Below are 18982 nucleotides of genomic sequence, written 5' to 3'. Positions count from 1 at the left end.
TCCTGGAATGGGAGCGGGGACGGGTAGGGACTGGCTCATGGCGTATCCTCTCACTGTATTCTATCTATCGTCTTATACCTGTTTAAGTATGCACAGGGTTGCGTTTGGAGCAATAGAGAATACAAAGAGCGTAGAATGAGCGTCAGGAGACGATGCGTGCGGCAGTGGAATACGCGAAAGGCTTTGCGCGAGGCGCGGATCGCGGCCGGGGCGAGCTTCGCCACCGGCAAGCTGGTCGATCCCGAAACGCTGGTCGATTTCCTCGAGGCGGTGCTGCGGCCCGGCGACCGCGTCTGTCTGGAGGGCGACAACCAGAAACAGGCGGATGTGCTGGCCAAGGGGCTGGCGGCGATGGATCCGGCGCGGATCCACGACCTGCACATGGTCCAATCGGGCGTGGTGCTGCCCGAGCATCTCGACGTGTTCGACAGCGGCATCGCGAAGCGGCTCGACTTCTCCTATTCGGGCCCGCAATCGGCCCGGATCGCGAAGATGCTGTTCGGCGGCCAGATCGAGTTGGGCGCGATCCACACCTATCTCGAACTGTTCGCGCGGTATTTCGTCGATCTGACGCCACAGGTCGCGCTGATCGCCGCGGTCAGCGCGGATCGCCACGGCAATCTCTATACCGGCCCCAATACCGAGGACACGCCGACCGTAGTCGAGGCGACCAGCTTCGGCAGCGGGCTGGTAATCGCGCAGGTCGGGTCGATCGTCGACACGTTGCCGCGCGTCGACATCCCCGGCGATCAGGTCCATTTCGTGCTCGACGCAGGCAAGCCCTTCTATGTCGAGCCGCTGTTCACGCGCGATCCGGCGGCGATGACCGAGACGCAGATCCTGACCGCGATGATGGCGATCAAGGGCCTGTATCAACCGTATGGCGTGCGCCGGCTGAACCACGGCATCGGCTTCAACACCGCGGCGATCGAGCTGTTGTTGCCGACCTATGGCGAAAAGCTCGGGCTGAAGGGCAAGATCTGCACGCACTGGGCGCTCAACCCGCATCCGACGCTGATCCCGGCGATCGAGGCGGGCTGGGTCGAGCAGGTGCATTGCTTCGGGTCGGAAGTCGGCATGGAGGATTACCTCGCCGCGCGGCCCGACATCTTCTTCACCGGCCCCGACGGATCGCTCCGCTCGAACCGCGCCTTCAGCCAGACCGCGGGGCTGTATGCGTGCGACATGTTCATCGGCTCTACGCTTCAGATCGACCTTGCCGGGCATAGCTCGACGATCACCGCGAACCGGATCGCGGGCTTTGGCGGCGCGCCCAACATGGGGTCGGACGCGCGGGGTCGGCGACATCCGAGCGCGCCTTGGCTCCAGGCAGGGGCGGAGGCCGATCCGGATACCGCGGCACCCTTGAGGCGTGGACGGAAACTCGTGGTGCAGATCGGCGAGACGTTCGGCGAGAGCAATGCGCCGTTGTTCGTCGAGAAGCTCGGCGCGCTCGAGCTCGCGGAAAAGCTCGATCTCGATCTGGCGCCGATCATGGTCTATGCCGACGACACCACGCACATCGTCACCGAGGAGGGCATCGCCAACCTGTTGCTGTGTCGCACCGCCGACGAGCGCGAGCAGGCGATCCGCGGCGTGGCGGGCTTCACCGAGATCGGGCGTGGGCGAGATAAAGCGATGGTAGAGCGCTTGCGTGCGCGAAAGATCATCCAGCGGCCCGAGGATCTCGGCATCGATCCGCTCGACGCGAACCGGAACATGCTCGCCGCACGATCGATCAAGGATCTCATGCTCGCCTCGGGCGGGCTCTACCGGCCGCCGAGCCGGTTCCGGAACTGGTAGGAGACGCGCACATGGAAATTCTCCACTTCGATATCGCCGCGCCGACCCCGGCAGGCGGCACGCGAAAAATGGCGCTGGTCGGCGTCGTCGCGTCGGGCAATCTCGAGGTGCTGGTCGAGCGCGGCGATGCACCCGATCGGTGCGCGATCGAGATCAGCACCGCGGCGCACGGTTTTCGCGATCTGTGGGACGCGGTGGTCGCCGATTTCGTTGGGCGTCGTGCGGCCGGCGGCTTGCGGATCGCGATCAACGACGGCGGCGCGCGACCTGACACCGTGTCGCTGCGGCTCGCCCAGGGCGTCCGCATGATCGAGGAGCCCGAGGCATGAGCAATTTTCGGCAGAGCTGGTACGAGGCCAGCGCACGCGAACGGATCGCGGCGCTGGTCGATACCGGCAGCTTTGCGGAGTTCGTCGGGCCGGAACAGCGCGAGACGAGCCCGCACCTGGGCATCTTCGACCTGCCCGCGCAGTTCGACGACGGGATCGTGGTCGGCAGCGCGACGCTCGACGGCGCGCCGATCCTAGTTGCGGCGCAGGAGGGCCGCTTCATGGGCGGTGCATTCGGCGAGGTGCACGGCGCCAAGCTGACCGGATTGTTGCGCGCGGCCAAGGCGCTCGGGCGCGACGTGGTGATCGCGTTCGACACCGGCGGCGTGCGCTTGCAGGAGGCCAACGCCGGCGAGATCGCGATCGCCGAGATCATGCGCGCGGTCGCCGAAGCGCGGATGGCGGGCGTGCGGGTGGTCGGTCTGATCGGCGGGCGCGCCGGCTGTTACGGCGGCGGCGGGTTGATCGCGGGGTGCTGCTCGACGCTGATCGTGTCCGAACAGGGCCGCATCAGCGTGACCGGGCCCGAGGTGATCGAGACCAACATGGGCGTGGAAGAGTTCGACTCACGCGATCGCGCGCTGGTCTGGCGGACGATGGGTGGCAAGCATCGGACTTTGATCGGCGGCGCGGACGTGTTCGTCGAAGACGACGCGGCGGCATTCCGCGGCGCGGCGCGCGCGTCGCTGGCTGGGTCGGCTCGACCTCTGTCCGATCGGAGCGCCTCGCCCCACCCGTTCGCGCTGAGCGAAGTCGAAGCGCTTGGCTCGATCGACGGTGCTTCGACTTCGCTCGACACGAACGGGTGGGGGGAACGACCCTGTCTCGATCTAGATACTTTGGCGGCCGAGCAGGCACGGCTCGAACGGCGGATCGCGCGGTTTGGGGATGCAGCTGACGCGATCGACATCTGGCGCGCGCTCGGGATCGACGATCCGAAGGCGATCCCCGATATGCCTGCCGCCGCCTTCGCCACCCTTGCCGCCCAGTATCGGGAGAGCGCCGATGACGCCCGCTGAGATCCTCGCCTCGCTGTTTCCCGCCGGTCATTCGGTGGCTGCGGAGGATGATCTGTTGTTCGGCGAAGGGACATTGCCCGGTGGCGCGGTGGTCCACGTCGTCGGCGCCACCGCGCGCGCGCCGATCGGGATCGACCAGGCGATCCGACTGTCCGCTGCGGTGCTGGAGATCGTCCGGAACGACGATGCCGCGCCGATCCTGTTCCTCGTCGACAGCGCGAGCCAGCGGATGAGCCGCCGCGACGAATTGCTCGGGCTCAGCGAATATCTCGCGCACCTCGCCAAGTCGCTGCTGGTGGCGGAAGCGCGTGGCCACCGCACGATCGGGCTGCTCTATGGCGGTAGCGCGGCAGGCGCGTTCATCGCCACCGCGCTCGCCTGCGGGACTCTGGTCGCACTGCCCGGCGCGCATCCCGAGGTGATGGACCTCGCCTCGATGGCGCGCGTGACGAAACTGCCGATCGATGTGCTGGAAGCGAAGGCGAAGACCACGCCGGTCTTCGCACCCGGCCTCGACAATCTCGTCAGCGTTGGTGGCATCGCGGCAGTCTGGGATGCGGACGACAGTCTTGCGAACCAGTTGCAGGCGTTGCTGGCATGTCCGCGCGACGGTGACGATCGCGCCGCGCGGGGAGAAGCGAGGCGGACGACCAAAATCCGCGCGTATCGCCGGTGAAGTCGCGGCGGCGGCGCAGGCGTAATGTTAGAGCGGCACCGGCTGGTCTATCTCGACCCGGCGCGCTGGGGCAAGATACTAGCCACCTATCCGACGCTTCAGGCGATGCCGATCGTGGCAGATTGGGTCGCAGCGAGACGTCCGCTGATCGCGCGTCGCCCGGTATGTGACGATGCAGCGGGACTGGTGCCGCTCGGCCTGCCGCTGCCGCCATCGGTCGGCAAGCAACGTCTGGCCTTTGCCGTACCGCCGGAGGCAATCCTGTCCGACGTGCCGCCGCCCTTGCTCGCGGACACGGTGCGGGGCGCCCCCATCGCGTGGCAGGAAACGATCGCCGCGTTCATCGCGCTGGATCCGAGACGCGGTGCTTCGGCAGCCTGGCGTGGGCGCATCTGACCGGCTTGCCGTATCTGTCTGAAACGTCCGATCTGGATCTCGTCTGGCACGTCTCGACCGCCGACGCCGCTGCGCGGCTGGTTGCTGCACTGGCGCGGATCGACGCGGGGGCGCCGGTGCGGCTGGACGGCGAAATCGTGACGCCCACCGGGCTCGCGGTGCAATGGCGCGAGTTCGCGTCGGATGCGCCCGAGATGCTGGTGAAGGCCGCGGACGGCAACCGCATGATCGCGCGCACCGAGATGTTCGCATGACCGCGCTGGCCCGCCCGGCAACGGCGATCGACTGTGACGGCATCGCCCGGATCGCGACCGACTGCCTCAAGCTGGAAATCGCCACCTACCCCAAGCCCGGCCTCGTCAGCCCGGTCGATACCGGCGCGCATGACGACATGGACGCGGCGATGATGAACCGCAGCGCCGAGACGCTCGAACCGTTCTTCGCAAGGCTGGCCGATGCAGGCGCGGCCGGCGCGGGCATGGATCGGCTCCGCGCGATCGGGGTCGAGGCGGAGGTCGCCATGATGGCGGTGACCGGTGGCGTCAACACGCACCGCGGCGCGATCTTCGGGATGGGATTGCTCTGTGCAGCCGCGGGGTTTCGCGCCGCGTATCGCGCTTCCGGCACGTTGGGGAGATCGTCGCGCACCGCTGGGGCGCCGAGATTTGCCGCGGGCCGGTGGCGCTGCACAGCCACGGCAGCACCGTCGCGCGCCGCCATGCCACCGGCGGCGCGCGCGCCGAGGCGGCGACCGGGTTTGCGTCCCTGTACGATATCGCGTTGCCCGCTCTCGCCGAAGCGCGACTGCTGACCGCGAACGGCGAGGCTCGCCGCGTCCATGCGCTGATGGCGCTGATCGTCGGGGTGGGGGACACCAACCTGCTTTATCGGGGTGGCACGGAAGGGCTGGCGTTCGCGGAGTCCCATGCCCGCGCGTTCCTCGCCTCGGGCAGCGTCGCGATCCCCGACTGGCGTGCGCGGGCGGTGGCGATGCACCAGGCCTTCACGGCACGGCGGCTCAGCCCTGGCGGGTGTGCCGACCTGCTCGCGATGGCACTATTCGTCGAAGCGCGCGGGGCGTGACTCTCGCTCTGCTCTGCTCGGGACAGGGGCGGCAGGATCGGGCGATGCTCGATCTGTTCGCAGACGATCCGCGTGCGGCGTCGATTCTGGCGGAGGCCAGCACGCTGCTGGGTCAGGACATCCGGACCCTGCTAAGCCATGCCCCCGACTCCGCGCTGTTCGCAAACCGGACGAGCCAAATCCTCTGCGTGACCCGCGGCCTCATTGCGGCTGCCTGCGTGGCGCCGACGGCGCCGTTCGTCATCGCTGGGTATAGCGTCGGCGAGATGACCGCATGGGAGTCGCCGGGATCTGGTCTTCCGAGCACACCCTGCGACTGACGGCGGTTCGCGCCGAGGCGATGGATGCGGCGAGCGGGGCGGACGACGGGCTGGGCTTCGTTCGCGGGCTGGCACGCGAGCATGTTCAAGCGCTGGTGACCCGGTTCGACTGTGCGATCGCGATCATCAACCCGGACCTTATGTTCGTCATCGGCGGTGAGCATCGGCAGGTCGAGCGATGTTGTGCAGCCGCACTGGGAGAAGGAGCGGTGGCGGCAAGACCGATCGCCGTGCATGTCGCCTCGCATACCCCGCGCCTCGCGGCGGCCGTCGCGGTGTTTCGCAAGCAGCTCGACGGCGGTGAACCCGCCCGGCCGACCCGCGGACGAACCTTGATCGGCGCGGCTGACGCCTCGATCGTGCGCGGTGCAAGCGGCGTTGCGGGGCTGGCGGAGCAGGTCGCCACGACCATCGACTGGGCCGCGGTACTAGAAGCGCTGGTCGAGCGCGGTGTCGACCAGGTACTCGAACTCGGTCCGGGCACCGCGCTTGCCGACATGATGCGCGCCCGCTATCCGACGGTCGAAGCCCGCTGCGTCGACAACTTCCGTAGCCAGGCCGGCATCACGGACTGGCTCGCGCGCTGACCAAGCCCGAGCGGTACTCGCTGGCGAACCGGCGTTACTGTACCGCCCGAAGCGGCCCCGCCCGGATCGTCCGGGCGGAGTGGGCTTCAGCGTTCGGATCAGAAGCGGACGCCCATCGCATAGGCCACCTGATGCCGGGTCGGCTTCAGGCTGGCGGTCGCACCGTCGAGTGCCGCCGATACGCGACCGTATTTGGTGTAGATATACTCCAGACGTCCATAGACGCCGCCGGTGATCGCCGCCTCGACGCCGCCGCCGACATGGAAACCGTCGAAGTTGCGATGTTCGTTCTGGTCGGCGAGGATCAGTTCATAGTCCCGATAGTCGACCGAAACACGGCCGTTCGAATAGCCACCCTTGCCGTACAGCAGAAACGAATCACCGACGACGGTACCGATGCGGGCACCGGCGGTGATGTTGCGGCCGGCGCGGACGCACAGACGATCTTCACCGTAAAGTTCGCCGCAGGCCTTGGTCGTGGAGCCATCGATGCCCGCATAGGCGCCGATCACCAAATTGCCGTTCGTGCGGGCGTCGTAGCCGATCTCTCCGCCATAGGTCACGCCGCTCTTGCCCGCGCTTCGGCTGATGCTGTCGACGCCATCGGACAAAGTGACGCGAACATCCGGATGATCCCAACCGGCCCGAAGTTCGATCCGGGGGCCGTCGAACGATGGTACGATGTCCTGGGCAAAGGCAGACGTAGAAATACAAGCCACCATAACGGCAGCTGCCGACGCAACGATCTTCATGAAATACTCCCGCAGCCGGCGCGATCGCCGGCTTGCCTCCAAAGAGCGGAATTTCGTTAAGAAGCCTTTATAGTGCGACCAATCTCGATCTATTTCCCGGAGCCGGGAGGTTCCTCAGCGATACCAGGCGTAGGGACCGACCACCGTACCGACGAACCCGCCCGCCGCCTTCGTACTCAGGAACCGGACGTCGACGTTCTCGGCCAGCGTGCTTTTTCCGACGGCAGTCTGGTAGTCGAAGGCCATGCGATCCTTGTCGGCGCGGATCGTCAGCGTGACCGGCCCTTTGGTTGCAGGCGCGGAAGCGATCATCCGCTCCGTCCCCTTGTCGCTGGCGTAGAGTGCCACCACCGGCTTGCCCGCGATCCGCGTCGTGCCGAAGAAGAGGTAGTTCAGGTCGCTTTGCATCGCGACGAGGCCTGCGCGGTCGCCGTCGGTGTCGGGCGAGAATTGCAGCGTCGTGGAGATGGTTGCGACGTGATGCTGCTGGCGCCGCCCCACGAACGCAGGAACACCCTTCAGGTCGCCGATCGAGGTGCCGTGACCGAGCACGAGGTCGCCGCGATCGAGCCGGTAGAACGGCGTCTTCGGCGTTCGTACGCCGACCCACTGCATCCCCAGCGTGCTGCCGTCGAAGTCGTCGACATAACCGAAGTCGCCGCTGGTCGGTATCGGGCCAGGCGCGCTCATGGGCAGCCGCGGCTTCGTCCCGACGAACGGTATCGGTTGTCCCTTGGGCAGGATGATCGGCCATCCGTCTTTCCACGTTACCGGCAGGAGGAACGTCTCGCGGCCGATATTGTAATAGTCGCCCTCGTACGGACGGACGCCCAGGAAGGTCGCATACCAGTCGCCACGCTGCGTCTGCACCAGCGTGGCGTGGCCCGCCGAGGTGATCGGATTCGGGCGGGCAGGGTCGAGATCGCGCTGCGTCAGGATCGGATTGTCGGCGTACGGCACGAACGGCCCGCGCAGGGACTTGGATCGCAGCACGACCTGCGAATGGTTGACGCTGGTGCCGCCCTCCGCCGCGGTCAGGTAATAATAGCCGTCCTTGCGGAAGATGTGCGGGCCCTCGATCCAGACCGGCTTCTTGGAAATGTCGACGCCGCCGTTGATCAGTTGCGTGCTGTCGCCGACCATCTTACCTGCACGCCAGTCATATTCCTGAATCCAGATCGCCCGGTGGCCGTCATAGCGCGGCGGCTCGGCGGGCGCGCGGTTGTTGACGATATAGGCCTTGTCGCCTTCCCAATAGATCGACGGGTCGATGCCTTCGAAGGGTAGCCAGATCGGGTTGGACCACGGCCCCGCCGGGTCCTTCGCCGTGATGACGAAATTGCCTTTGCACTCGACGCAGGTGTTGACGATGTAGAACACCCCGTCGTGATACGAGATGTCGGGTGCGAACACCGCCTGAGACGTCCGCATGCCGGTGAAGTCGAGCTGTTCGGGCCGGTCGATCGCATTGCCGATCTGCGTCCAGTTCACCAGGTCCTTCGACCGGAAGATCGGCAGGCCTGGATAATGCGCGAACGACGACAGGACGAGGTAATAATCGTCGCCGACCCGCGTCACCGAAGGATCGGGATAATAGCCGGACAGGATCGGGTTGCGGTACTGGTTCGGCCCGACGGTCACCTTCTCCTGGGCGTGGCCGTCATAGCTGAAGCGGCTGAACCGCGGCGCATCGCTGGCCGCGGCGGGCGGTGCGAGGGCGGCACCCGAGAGCAACAGGGCAAGCGTGTGAAGTTTCATGATGGTCCTCATCGAACGGCGCCCGCGCGCACGGTTGCGGTCGGCTTTGCGCTGGCGGAGCGATTGGCGAGATCCTGCGCGGCGAGCGCGAGTTCGATCCACATCGCGCCCTCGGGAATGACGTATTCGTTCTCACCCCAGAAGAACGGCCAATCCTCGTGGTTCTCGGGCAGGTCCGGCTTGACGATCAGCACGCCCGGCACGACGCCGCCGGCGATGAACGAGAAGTCCGCGCGGTTGTTGCCGTACGCGACCTCCTTCGACACGGTGCCGACGCCCGATACGAACGATAGGTCGGACGCGGGGTGATGCCCCACCAGGAATTCCAGACCGCGGAACACCGCGTCGGCGGGCATGATCTCCGGAAACGCCGTGTGCAGCGCATAGGCGTTGAGCGCGGTTCCCAGCACGGTGCCGCTGCCCGCCCAGCCGCCGGTGGTGATCGGCACGCCGAACGGGTTGGCCTTCGCCGCCGCAGCCGTTGAAGCCGCATAGGCGCGGACCGCCGGGACCATGCCGTCGCGGTAGGCGGGCGGCATGAACGGGATCGCGGCCACGGCATCCCGCAGCGTGAAGGCGAAGCGCTTCTCCATTGCGGGCCATAGCGACTGGACGGCGGCGGCATAGCGCGGGTCGCGGGTGGACCGCAGCAGTTCGACGGCGGCGGAGAATTGCTCGGCCTCCAGCGGCCCACCGGTCGTGTTGCCGTGCTGGTACAGATCGGGCGCGTGCGACTGTTCCTCGGCCCAGGTCCGCGTCGCGATATCGAGCGCCTTTTTCGACAGGGCAGGGTTGACGTCGGCCAGCGCGCGCGAGGCCGCGGCAAGTCCCGCGATCGATCCATAGTTGAGCGCGGACGCCTTGGTCGTGAACGCCCAGCGATCGTCGGGCGTACCGCTGCGTCCGCCCTTTTCCTCGCCGAGCTTCAGCGTCGGATCGTAGACCAGCCCGTCGGTCTTCGTCGATGCGTCGCCGAGATGGGTATATTGCGCGACGTCGGGCTCGACGATGCCGTGGATCGCATGGCCGACCGCATCGAACTGCGCGATCAGTTGCAGCGTGCCGTGGCGGATCTGCTGGACGAGATCGGGCGTGCCATCGGGAACGTGCATCTCGGTCTTGCGCCGCGTCCAGTCGATCGCGGTGGTGTCGCGCGTCGGATGCCAGCGTTCCCAGCTGTCGACCAGTGACCGGATCACCTGATATTGCGACTGGGTGCGGATGTCGTAGTCGCCCGCGTCGAACCATCCGCCGACCGCTAGGCCCGGTATGTGTTCGCCCGGCTTGAACTTCGTGTCGGTGGTCGGCCCCTGCGCGTAGAGATCGATATGCTCATGGTTCACGGGTGCCTGGCGCGCATCGTCGCGGTGTGCGTCGCCGTGCCAGACCCGGTAGCCTTCGTTGACGAACATGTGGTCCATCGCAACCGGAAAATAGACGTCGAGCGTCGGATGCCACGCGCCCGCATAGGCATCGGCGGCGATCCGGAACGGCGCGGTGCGGGTCGCTCCATATTCGAGCACATAGGTGCCGGGCTGCCGGACCGCGCTGAAATCGAGCTGCAGATAGGTATAGCGCAAATACTCGCCCCAGCGCTTGGCCGGCGCGGTGCGGATCGGCGTCATGCTGCCGTCCGCACCGACGCGGAGCAGGCGCGCGGGCAGCGTTCGACGATCGTTGCGGTCGAGTTCGATCGTCGCGACCTTCCGCGCATCCGGTGCGTAGCCGAGCTGCGAATGCGCGATCACCGGAGGACGCAGCCAGCCGGGAACGCTGTTCGGCTGGATCGTCCATTCGAGGACCGTGCCGGTGCGTCCGGCGGGCAGCAGCGATCGGAGCACGAACCAGCCGTTCTGCGCTTGATTGCGACCGTCGAACAGCTGCACTTCGGCGGTGGACCGGATCGTCACGCGGCGTGCCGGATCCTCGGGCGCGAGCACGAAGCGACTGCCCTTGGCGATCGCGGTCGGCTCGGCGCCGGGCCCTTCGGCACGACCGCTTGCGGCGTTGCGGTCCGGCGTCGGGACCATCGCGTCGGCGGGATAGATCGGGAAAGTGCCGGTCGCGTCGTCCGCCATATAGCTGTGATGGAAATAGGCGCTGGGGAGGAATTCCAGGTTGAATCCGGCCTTGCCGGCAAGCGCGGCTGGTACCGGCTCGTCGAGGATCACCGAGACAGCGATGGCCCCGCCGCGCTTTTCCGATCGCACCCGGTACTGCCATTTATAGTCGGGATATTCGAGCGTCACCGTGATCGCGCCGGTTGCCGCGTCGACCTTGCGGTCTATCAGGCGACCGATCGCATCCCATTGGCCGGGGGTGGCGGAGAGGCGGACATCGCCATTGGTCGCGATCCGTTCGCCCTGCTGGATGATCTCGACGCCGCTGATTTTCGAATCGGCGAACAGGCCATCGTACCAGTTGGAGAAGACGAGCACGTTGGCGGCGGGCGCTTCGTAATAGCCGGCCGCGTTCAGCGTCAGCTCCGGTGCTTTGCTCGCTGGCTTTGTCTGAGCGATCACGGGTGACACGGTGGCGAGCAGTGTCGCCAATACGCAGAATACGGGTCTTGCCGCCATAGTCAGATCCTCTCCCAAGTCTTCGCGCGCCGTCTAACCGCGTCGCATTTGCCAGAACTATAGCGCTAACAGCAGGGCGCGCTAGCCGCTGTCGACAGTGTTCGGGAATAACTTCACGGTCCGGCTAATCACTGGACTCGATAGCGGTATCACCATATCACTCCGACAAGGACGCGAGAGTGGTCCGGCAGCGCCGATCGTCGGCAAGGCCGTACAAGGACCCCGCAGCAGTCCCTGGGAGAAGAGGATGACCGGGCTGATCGTCGATCGTCGTGGTGCGATGCGTGCATCGATCGCTACCGGAGCGGGTCTCATGCTGCCCGCAACCGACGCGGCGTATGCAGCGCCACGGCCCGCCGGATCCTGTTCCACCCCCAGTCAGCGACTGCCCGGACGCAATATGGTCCCGTGCGCGGCTATGTTCAGGACGATGTCTTTACCTTCAAGGGCATCCCGTACGGCGCGGATACCGGCGGGGAAAATCGCTGGTTGCCCGCCAAGCCGCCGGCGCGATGGACCGAACCGCGCAATACGCTGTCCTATGGTGCGAACTGCCCGCAGACGCTCCACGACTTCAGCGCCGTCGAGCACACGTTCCTCCAGCAATGGACCGACGGCTTCGTCGGCGAGGACATGCTGAAGCTGAACGTCTGGACGCCGGCCTTGTCGGGCAAGCGACCGGTAATGGTGTATTTCCACGGCGGCGGGTTCGCGTTCGGATCGTCGTACGAACTTGCTGCACACGATGGCGCGCAGATGGCGCGGCATCACGACGTGGTGCAGGTGTCGATCAACCACCGGCTCAACGTGCTCGGCTTCCTCGACCTGACCGAGATCGGCGGGGCGGCCTACGAGGAGTCGGTCAACGTCAGCATGACCGATTGCGTCGCCGCCTTGTGCTGGGTGCATGAGAATATCGCGCAGTTCGGCGGCGATCCCGACACCGTGATGATCTACGGACAGTCGGGCGGCGGATCCAAGGTGACGACATTGCTCGGCATGGCGAGCGGCAAGGGCCTGATCCACCGTGCGGCCGTACAATCGGGCGGCGGCGGCGCGCTGCCGACCGCAGAGCAGTCGCGCGATTTCTCGCGGCGAGTCCTGCGTGCCCTGAACATCGGTCCGAGGGATATCGGCGCGCTTCAAAGGATCGCATGGAAGCCTTTGTTCGAGGCTGGCAACACGGTCGCGAACGACATCAACGGCCCGCGTGGTCCGATGGGGCCATCGCTCACGCCGCGGGTCGGCTGGAACCCGACGCTCGACGGCAGGGTGATCGACGTGCGTTCGTTCTCGGAGGTCGCGCCGGACGTGTCGCGCGACGTGCCGATGATGATCGGCAACACCAGCGAGGAGGGGATGCGCTGGGGCTATGCGCCGTCCGAAGCGCAGTGGCGCACCGACCTGACCACGCAGATCGGCGCAGCCAAGGCGGCAAACCTGATCGTGGCGATGCAGCAGGCGCACCCTGAAAAAGCGGTGCGTACGCTGGCCTACGGTGTCCAGGGACTGCAGAACCGCAACCGCGTGCAGGACATGGTGCGGCTGAAGCACGCTCAGCGCGCCGCGCCGGTCTATCAATACCTGTTCCAGTGGCAGTCGCCACAGCTCGGCGGCGTCGCGGGGCGTGGCACACGGCCGATCTGGCCTTCTGCTTCGACAATACGCGGCTGTGCGACCAAGGTACCGGCAACACGCCCGACGCGCGACGGCTCGCGCGTACGATGGCGACTGCGTGGGCGAATTTCGCGCGAACCGGCAATCCGAGCCAGTCCGGCCTCGCTTGGACTCCGAGCGATCCGCAGCGCTGCCAGACGATGGTGTTCGATACCAACTCCCGCATGGTCGACGATCCGGAAGGCGCTTCGCGGCGCATCCTGCTCGGCTGATTGCGGGTCTAGAAGGGGAAACGACGATGCGTTGGACGGGACGATTTGGCGTGGTGGCGGCCATGCTCGCACTGGCCGCGCCGGTCATGGCGCAGGACGCGCGGATGACGGCGATGGCGGCGCCGGCCGAGCCGACTGCGATCCCGCTCGGGACCGGCTCGGTCGAGAACCAGACCGCGCCCGAGGCGTGGTTCCGGCAATATGGCGTCGCGATGACCCGCAACGTGACGACCGCGACGCTGACGCCGTTCCTGCCCGATCCCGCCAAGGCGACCGGTGCCGCGGTGATCGTGGCGCCTGGCGGCGGTTTCCTGATGCTGTCGATGGAGAATGAGGGCTGGCGTGTGGCAAAGGCGCTCGCCGACCGGGGCATCGCGGCCTTCGTGCTGAAATACCGGCTGAAGCCGACGCCCGCCGACATGACCGGGTTCGAGAAAGCGGTGACCGCGATGTTCGCGGGCGCCGGTCGACCGCAGGGCAGACTGAAGCCTGCGGATGCGATCGCGGGGCTCGGCGATCAGATCGCCGATGCGCGCGCTGCGGTCGCGCTGGTACGGGCGCGGGCCGATGGCTGGAAGATCGACCCGGCCCGCATCGGCATGATCGGCTTTTCGGCAGGAGCCATGACGACGATGGCGACTGCGCTGGCGGCACCGGACACGCGGCTGGCGTTCGTCGCGCCGATCTATGGATCGATGGAGGCGGTTCCGGTTCCAGCGGGTGCGCCGCCGTTGTTCGCCGTGCTCGCCGCGGACGATCCACTGTTCGCGAACAAGGGCTTCGGGCTCGTCGAGTCCTGGCAGAAGGCGGGGCGGCCGGTCGAGTTCCATCTCTACCAGGGAGGCGGCCACGGTTTCGGGCTCGGCAAGACCGGTACGACCAGCACCGGATGGTTCGAAGATTTCATGCACTGGCTCGATGCCAACCAACTGCTGGTCCGTCGATGACCGCGCGCGGGACGATGGGGGAGGGACACGGGTATGACGATCGCAGGGATAGGCCGAAGGGCATGGCGGAGCGCGCCGTGGCTTGTGCTGGGCATACTGGCGGGGCTGCCATCGGGCGCCGTGGGGCAGGAGGCGGCCACCACCACCACCACCACCACCACAACAGCGCTAGCGCCGCATTTCGCGCGGGTGACGCCCGGCGCGACCACGCCGGACAATGACGGGTTCCTGCGTCGCTGGTTGTTGCTGGAGCCGATCGACAAGCCCAACTGGAGCAATTCGGGCTTCACCGCCACCTATGTCCGGCAGGCGTTGACCACGCAGTATTTTACCGGCCAGTTCGGTGCGGTGCCGCGTGACGGGCAACTGGTGCAGGTCGCCACGCCGTTACGCTGGCACGCGCTCGATTCGACCGCGTTCGACGTGAAGCTGTTCGACTTCGCCAAGGCGCTCGGCAAGCAGACGTACGGCGTGATCTTCTGGGCGGTGACGGTGGTCGACAGCCCGCGCGAGATGCGCGACGTGCGGCTGGCGGTGGGCTCAAACTCGGCATCGATGTGGTGGTTGAACGGGAAAGAGACCGTCGGCCTCTTCAACGATCGCCGCATGGTGATGGACGACGTGCTGTCGGACCGGGTGACGCTCCGCAAGGGCCGCAACGTGATCCGCGGTGCGGTGATCAACGGACCGGGCCTCAGCGATTTCTGCGTCCGTTTCGTCGGCGCCAACGGCCGGCCGATCACCGATCTGAAGATCGATGTCCGATGACGTCGGTCTCGACCTGCTCAGCCGAAAAATGGAGGGCCGTATGAAGCGTCTGGTTACGGTAGCCGTGGTGCTCTGCACGACCCTGGCGGTCGGCATTTTGCCGGCGAGGGCACAGTTGCAGGGTGAGACCTTCATCCACGATCCTTCGACGGTGACCCTGTCGGATGGCAGATACTACACGTTCGGCACGCGCGGCGGCGGCCTGGTATCCGAAGACGGCTGGACATGGCATGGCGGTCCGGAGCGTCCCGGTGGCGGCGTCGCCCCGGACGTCATCAAGATCGGTGACCGTTATTACATGGCCTATGCGGTCGGTGGCGGCGGCATGGGCGGCGGACACGCCAGCCAGGTCAAGATGATGTGGACCTATTCGCTCGACCCGAAATCGCCGAAGTTCAAATTTCACGATATCGGCGTGGTCGCCTCGAGCGACGGCGTCGAGACCGCCGACGCGATCGACCCGGCATTCCTGTACGTCGACGGGCGCCTTTGGCTGACGTACGGAACCTATTTCGGACCGATCCGCATCATCGAGCTCGATCCCAAGACCGGACTGCGTGTGGCGGGTAACCAGCCGGTCGATATCGCGATCGACATGGAGGCCACCGCGATGATGCATCGCGACGGCTATTATTATTTGCTCGGGACGCACGGGACCTGCTGTGACGGTCCCAATTCCACCTATCACATCCGCGTCGGCCGATCGCGTAGCCCGCTCGGTCCGTATGTCGATCACATGGGCACGCCGCTGCTGCGAGGCGGCGGCAAGCTCGTGATCAGCGCGCGCGGGCGAAACATGGGTCCCGGTCATTTCGGCCTGATCGAGCTCGGCAACGGCGTCGAAAAATTCTCAATGCATTACGAGGCGGACATGGATCGCAGCGGGCGCAGCGTCTTGGGAATCGCGCCGCTTCGGTGGACCGACGGCTGGCCGGTCGCCGGCGAGAATATCGCGCCCGGTACGTATGAGATCGCGTCGGAGCGGAGCGGCTACGCGCTGCAACTCGCGACGGATGTCGTCCGCATAGCATTCGACGCGCGCCGCAGCTTCATGGCGAAGCCGAGCGATCCGGTGGCGCCGATCGCGGACCAGACGCTTGCCGAGGAATCAATAGGCTGGCCGCAGGGATCGATCCGCGTCGATCTTGGTGATTACATGAACCGGCCGCGCCAGCGGTGGACGATCGCGCCGGTGCCCGGTGCAGGCGGCTATTTCGGCGCGCCGTTCTACAGTATCGTCATCGCCGGTACCGACCGCGCGCTTGCCGCCAACGCTGCGGGCGAGGTCGAGACCGTGGCGACCTTCACGGGTGCCAGCGAGCAATTGTGGCAGATCGATCAGCTGACCGACGGCACCTATCGGATCGCGCCGAAAGCGGCACCGGGGAGAAAACCGGGCCTCGCGCTCGTGGCGATCGGTGCGAGCACGCCGACGCTCGCGCCGTTCGATCCGGTCAGTCCCGCCGGCAGATGGACGTTTCGGCGACCCTAGCGCCGTCGCCGAGGCTGGCCTCACCTAACGACCGAGACATAGAGTTGCGCGAAGACATAGCCGAAAGCGACAGCATGACCTTGATAAGCCACCGCCCCGCAATGCCGTATCGACCGTCCAGTCGGCACAGTGTCCGCGCGTTGGATCTCCTTCCTGCGATGACGCGGCTTTGTACCCTCGCACGGGGAACAGCCGATCGACCGGCTGGCGCGCCCGAACTGGGCGGACGGACCAATGCCTAGCGATCCTTCACGGCGCGATCTGCTGGAGGGGCAGCGGCGAGCGCCGCGGCTCTGGTCTTGCCTATGCCTGCTTGGGCGGCGGCGGCGGGGAAGGACGCGCGGCTGTGGTATCGCCAACCGGCCGTCGCCTGGACCGAGGCGTTGCCGGTGGGCAATGGCCGGCTCGGGGCGATGGTGTTCGGCGGTACTGCCACCGAGCGGTTGCAGCTCAACGAAGACACGCTGTGGACGGGCGGGCCCTATGATCCGGTCAACCCGGCGGCGCGGGATACGCTTCCCGAAATGCGACGGCTGATCGATGCCGGCAAGTTCGCCGAGGCGCAGGCTCTCGCAAACGCGAAGCTGATGGGTGTGCCCCGGACGCAGATGGCGTACCAACCGGTCGGCGACCTGCTGCTCGACATACCGGGGATCGGCGCGGTCGCGGCGTATCGGCGCGACCTCGATCTCGACACGGCGATCGCCACGACCAGCTTTACCGCAGGCGGCACGCGTTTCCATCGTGAGGTGTTCGCCGCACCGGGCGATCAGGTGATCGTCGTACAGGTCACCGCGGATCGTCCCTTCGATATCCGCATCGGCCTGACGTCGCCGCATCCCGGCGCGGTCGTCTCGGCGAGCGGGGCGGTGTTGACGCTGACCGGGCGTAACGGCGAGCGCGCGGGTATCGCGGGGCGATTGAGGTTCGCGGCCCGCGCGCAGGTGTCGACCACCGCCGGGGCGATCGTCGCCGATCGCGACAGTCTGCGCGTCCGCGGTGCGCGATCGGTTACCGTGTCGATCGCGATGGCAACGAGCTATCGTCGTTTCGATGACGTGAGTGGCGATCCCGAAACTGCGACGCTGGCCACGCTCGATCGCACCCAGGCCCGCGGGATCGACCGTATCCGCGCCGAGACCATCGCCGCGCATCGGGCGCTGTTCCGCCGCGTGACGCTGGATCTCGGGCGGACGGCTATCGCTGACCGCCCGACCGACGAACGGATTCGCGCGAACGATGCCGCCGCCGACCCGGCGCTCGCCGCGCTCTATTTCGATTATGGCCGCTATCTGCTGATCGCGTCGTCGCGGCCCGGCAGCCAGCCCGCCAATCTCCAGGGCATCTGGAACGACCAGATCAAGCCGCCCTGGGAGTCCAAATGCACGGTCAATATCAATACCGAGATGAACTACTGGCCGGCGGAGGTCACCGCGCTCGCCGAATGTACCGAGCCGCTGGTCCGGATGGTGCGCGAACTGGCGGTCACCGGCGAACGTACCGCGCGCAAGATGTACGGCGCGCGTGGCTGGGTGTGCCATCACAACACCGATCTGTGGCGGGCGACCGCGCCGATCGACGGGGCCGAGTGGGGGCTGTGGCCGACCGGCGGCGCGTGGTTGTGCACGCATCTGTGGGATCGCTACGATTACGGGCGCGATCTCGCCTATTTGCGCTCGGTCTATCCGCTGATGCGCGGGGCGGCGTTGTTCTTCCTCGACACGCTCCAGACCGATCCGGCGACCGGCGCGTTGGTAACCAATCCATCGCTGTCGCCCGAGAACATCCATCCGGCGGGCGCGTCGATCTGCGCGGGGCCGGCGATGGACATGCAGATCCTGCGCGACCTGTTCGATCAGGTCGCGCAGGCGGCGGCGTTACTGAAGATCGATGCTCCGTTTGCAGCCCAGGTAGCGGCGGCGCGGGCGCGGCTCGCGCCCGATCATGTCGGTGCGCAGGGTCAGCTTCAGGAATGGCAACGCGACTGGGACGCAGCCGCACCAGAGCCGCACCACCGCCATGTCTCGCATCTCTACGGGCTGTTCCCGAGCGACCAGATCGATCTGGACCGGACGCCGGCCTTGGCGCAGGCGGCGCGGCGTTCGCTCGAACTGCGCGGCGACGAGTCGACCGGCTGGGCGACGGCGTGGCGTGCGAACCTGTGGGCGCGGCTGCGCGACGGCGACCACGCACACCGTATCCTCGCCTTCCTGCTGGGGCCCGAGCGGACCTATCCCAATCTGTTCGACGCGCATCCCCCATTCCAGATCGACGGTAATTTCGGCGGCACGCGTGCGATCGCCGAGATGCTGATGCAGAGCCGCGGTGACGAGATACTTCTGCTGCCGGCACTGCCGCGTGCATGGCCGACTGGATCGGTGACCGGATTGCGCGCGCGCGGCCGGTGTGCGGTCGATTTGGAGTGGCGGGGCGGCGAACTGGTCGAGGCGGTGTTTCGCGGCGAGCTATCGGGACGCCGCGTGATCCGATTGGGTCCGCGGCGGGTCGAGGTCGTGCTGACGCCGGGTAAGGCGGTCAGGCTGCGCGGTAGCGACCTGGCGCGCGCATGAGCAAGCAAAGGGGA

General features: G+C 66.7%; 17 protein-coding genes and 1 pseudogene. 15 read left to right on the top strand and 3 right to left on the bottom strand.

Annotated elements, in window-relative coordinates:
• The first annotated feature begins 156 nt into the window (after positions 1-156).
• From mdcA to AC0IX7_RS06945, 10 genes and pseudogenes are all read left to right on the top strand, one after another.
• Positions 157-1803 (top strand): malonate decarboxylase subunit alpha, encoded by a 1647-nt coding sequence (gene mdcA, locus AC0IX7_RS06990; RefSeq protein ID WP_471810972.1) that lies wholly within the window; start codon positions 157-159, stop codon positions 1801-1803.
• A gap of 11 nt (positions 1804-1814) precedes the next feature.
• Entirely contained in the window at positions 1815-2132 is a 318-nt protein-coding gene (mdcC, locus tag AC0IX7_RS06985) for a malonate decarboxylase acyl carrier protein (RefSeq protein ID WP_380786490.1), read from the top strand.
• On the top strand, positions 2129-3151 hold the full coding sequence (locus AC0IX7_RS06980) for a biotin-independent malonate decarboxylase subunit beta (protein WP_471810971.1): 1023 nt from the start codon (positions 2129-2131) through the stop codon (positions 3149-3151). The genes mdcC and AC0IX7_RS06980 overlap by 4 nt, the downstream gene beginning before the upstream one ends.
• Entirely contained in the window at positions 3138-3827 is a 690-nt protein-coding gene (locus tag AC0IX7_RS06975; protein WP_471810970.1) for a biotin-independent malonate decarboxylase subunit gamma, read from the top strand. The genes AC0IX7_RS06980 and AC0IX7_RS06975 overlap by 14 nt, the downstream gene beginning before the upstream one ends.
• A 24-nt stretch (positions 3828-3851) precedes the next feature.
• Positions 3852-4223 (top strand): hypothetical protein, encoded by a 372-nt coding sequence (locus AC0IX7_RS06970; RefSeq protein WP_471810969.1) that lies wholly within the window; start codon positions 3852-3854, stop codon positions 4221-4223.
• Positions 4145-4477 carry a malonate decarboxylase holo-[acyl-carrier-protein] synthase gene (gene mdcG / locus AC0IX7_RS06965; protein WP_471810968.1) on the top strand — a complete coding sequence of 111 codons (333 nt, stop codon included), beginning with the start codon at positions 4145-4147 and terminating at the stop codon, positions 4475-4477. The genes AC0IX7_RS06970 and mdcG overlap by 79 nt, the downstream gene beginning before the upstream one ends.
• Positions 4387-4767: pseudogene (locus AC0IX7_RS06960) on the top strand (triphosphoribosyl-dephospho-CoA synthase); the annotation flags it as partial. The gene mdcG and the pseudogene AC0IX7_RS06960, both read left to right, overlap by 91 nt.
• Positions 4768-4901: 134 nt before the next feature.
• Positions 4902-5306, top strand: coding sequence for a triphosphoribosyl-dephospho-CoA synthase (locus AC0IX7_RS06955; RefSeq protein ID WP_471810967.1), 405 nt, complete (start codon positions 4902-4904; stop codon positions 5304-5306).
• Complete coding sequence (locus AC0IX7_RS06950; protein ID WP_471810966.1) at positions 5303-5626, top strand: hypothetical protein; 324 nt, start codon at positions 5303-5305, stop codon at positions 5624-5626. The genes AC0IX7_RS06955 and AC0IX7_RS06950 overlap by 4 nt, the downstream gene beginning before the upstream one ends.
• On the top strand, positions 5581-6213 hold the full coding sequence (locus tag AC0IX7_RS06945) for an ACP S-malonyltransferase (protein ID WP_471810965.1): 633 nt from the start codon (positions 5581-5583) through the stop codon (positions 6211-6213). The genes AC0IX7_RS06950 and AC0IX7_RS06945 overlap by 46 nt, the downstream gene beginning before the upstream one ends.
• 98 nt (positions 6214-6311) lie before the next feature.
• Here AC0IX7_RS06945 and AC0IX7_RS06940 read toward each other — a convergent pair whose 3' ends face one another.
• The 3 genes from AC0IX7_RS06940 to AC0IX7_RS06930 form a co-directional block, all read right to left on the bottom strand.
• On the bottom strand, positions 6312-6965 hold the full coding sequence (locus tag AC0IX7_RS06940) for an outer membrane protein (RefSeq protein ID WP_471810964.1): 654 nt from the start codon (positions 6963-6965) through the stop codon (positions 6312-6314).
• 114 nt (positions 6966-7079) lie between these two features.
• On the bottom strand, positions 7080-8723 hold the full coding sequence (locus AC0IX7_RS06935) for a glycoside hydrolase family 43 protein (protein WP_471810963.1): 1644 nt from the start codon (positions 8721-8723) through the stop codon (positions 7080-7082).
• Between the two features lie 8 nt (positions 8724-8731).
• Positions 8732-11245, bottom strand: a complete 2514-nt coding sequence (locus tag AC0IX7_RS06930; protein WP_471810962.1) for a glycoside hydrolase family 9 protein — start codon at positions 11243-11245, stop codon at positions 8732-8734.
• A 465-nt stretch (positions 11246-11710) separates the two neighbouring features.
• Between AC0IX7_RS06930 and AC0IX7_RS06925 the strand changes: the two genes are divergently transcribed.
• The 5 genes from AC0IX7_RS06925 to AC0IX7_RS06905 all read left to right on the top strand — a co-directional run bounded on the left by AC0IX7_RS06925 (position 11711) and on the right by AC0IX7_RS06905 (position 18968).
• Complete coding sequence (locus AC0IX7_RS06925) at positions 11711-13525, top strand: carboxylesterase family protein (protein WP_471810961.1); 1815 nt, start codon at positions 11711-11713, stop codon at positions 13523-13525.
• Complete coding sequence (locus AC0IX7_RS06920) at positions 13416-14138, top strand: alpha/beta hydrolase (RefSeq protein ID WP_471813779.1); 723 nt, start codon at positions 13416-13418, stop codon at positions 14136-14138. The genes AC0IX7_RS06925 and AC0IX7_RS06920 overlap by 110 nt, the downstream gene beginning before the upstream one ends.
• Positions 14139-14222: 84 nt before the next feature.
• Complete coding sequence (locus tag AC0IX7_RS06915; RefSeq protein ID WP_471810960.1) at positions 14223-14906, top strand: acetylxylan esterase; 684 nt, start codon at positions 14223-14225, stop codon at positions 14904-14906.
• Complete coding sequence (locus AC0IX7_RS06910) at positions 14896-16398, top strand: family 43 glycosylhydrolase (RefSeq protein WP_471810959.1); 1503 nt, start codon at positions 14896-14898, stop codon at positions 16396-16398. Before AC0IX7_RS06915 ends, AC0IX7_RS06910 begins: the two co-directional genes overlap by 11 nt.
• A 305-nt stretch (positions 16399-16703) precedes the next feature.
• Positions 16704-18968 (top strand): glycoside hydrolase family 95 protein, encoded by a 2265-nt coding sequence (locus AC0IX7_RS06905; RefSeq protein ID WP_471813778.1) that lies wholly within the window; start codon positions 16704-16706, stop codon positions 18966-18968.
• Positions 18969-18982 lie beyond the last annotated feature (14 nt).

The sequence above is a fragment of the Sphingomonas sp. AC411 genome (assembly GCF_979253035.1).
Note: the sequence above shows the minus strand (reverse complement) of the source record. Positions and strands in the feature narration are given on the sequence as shown.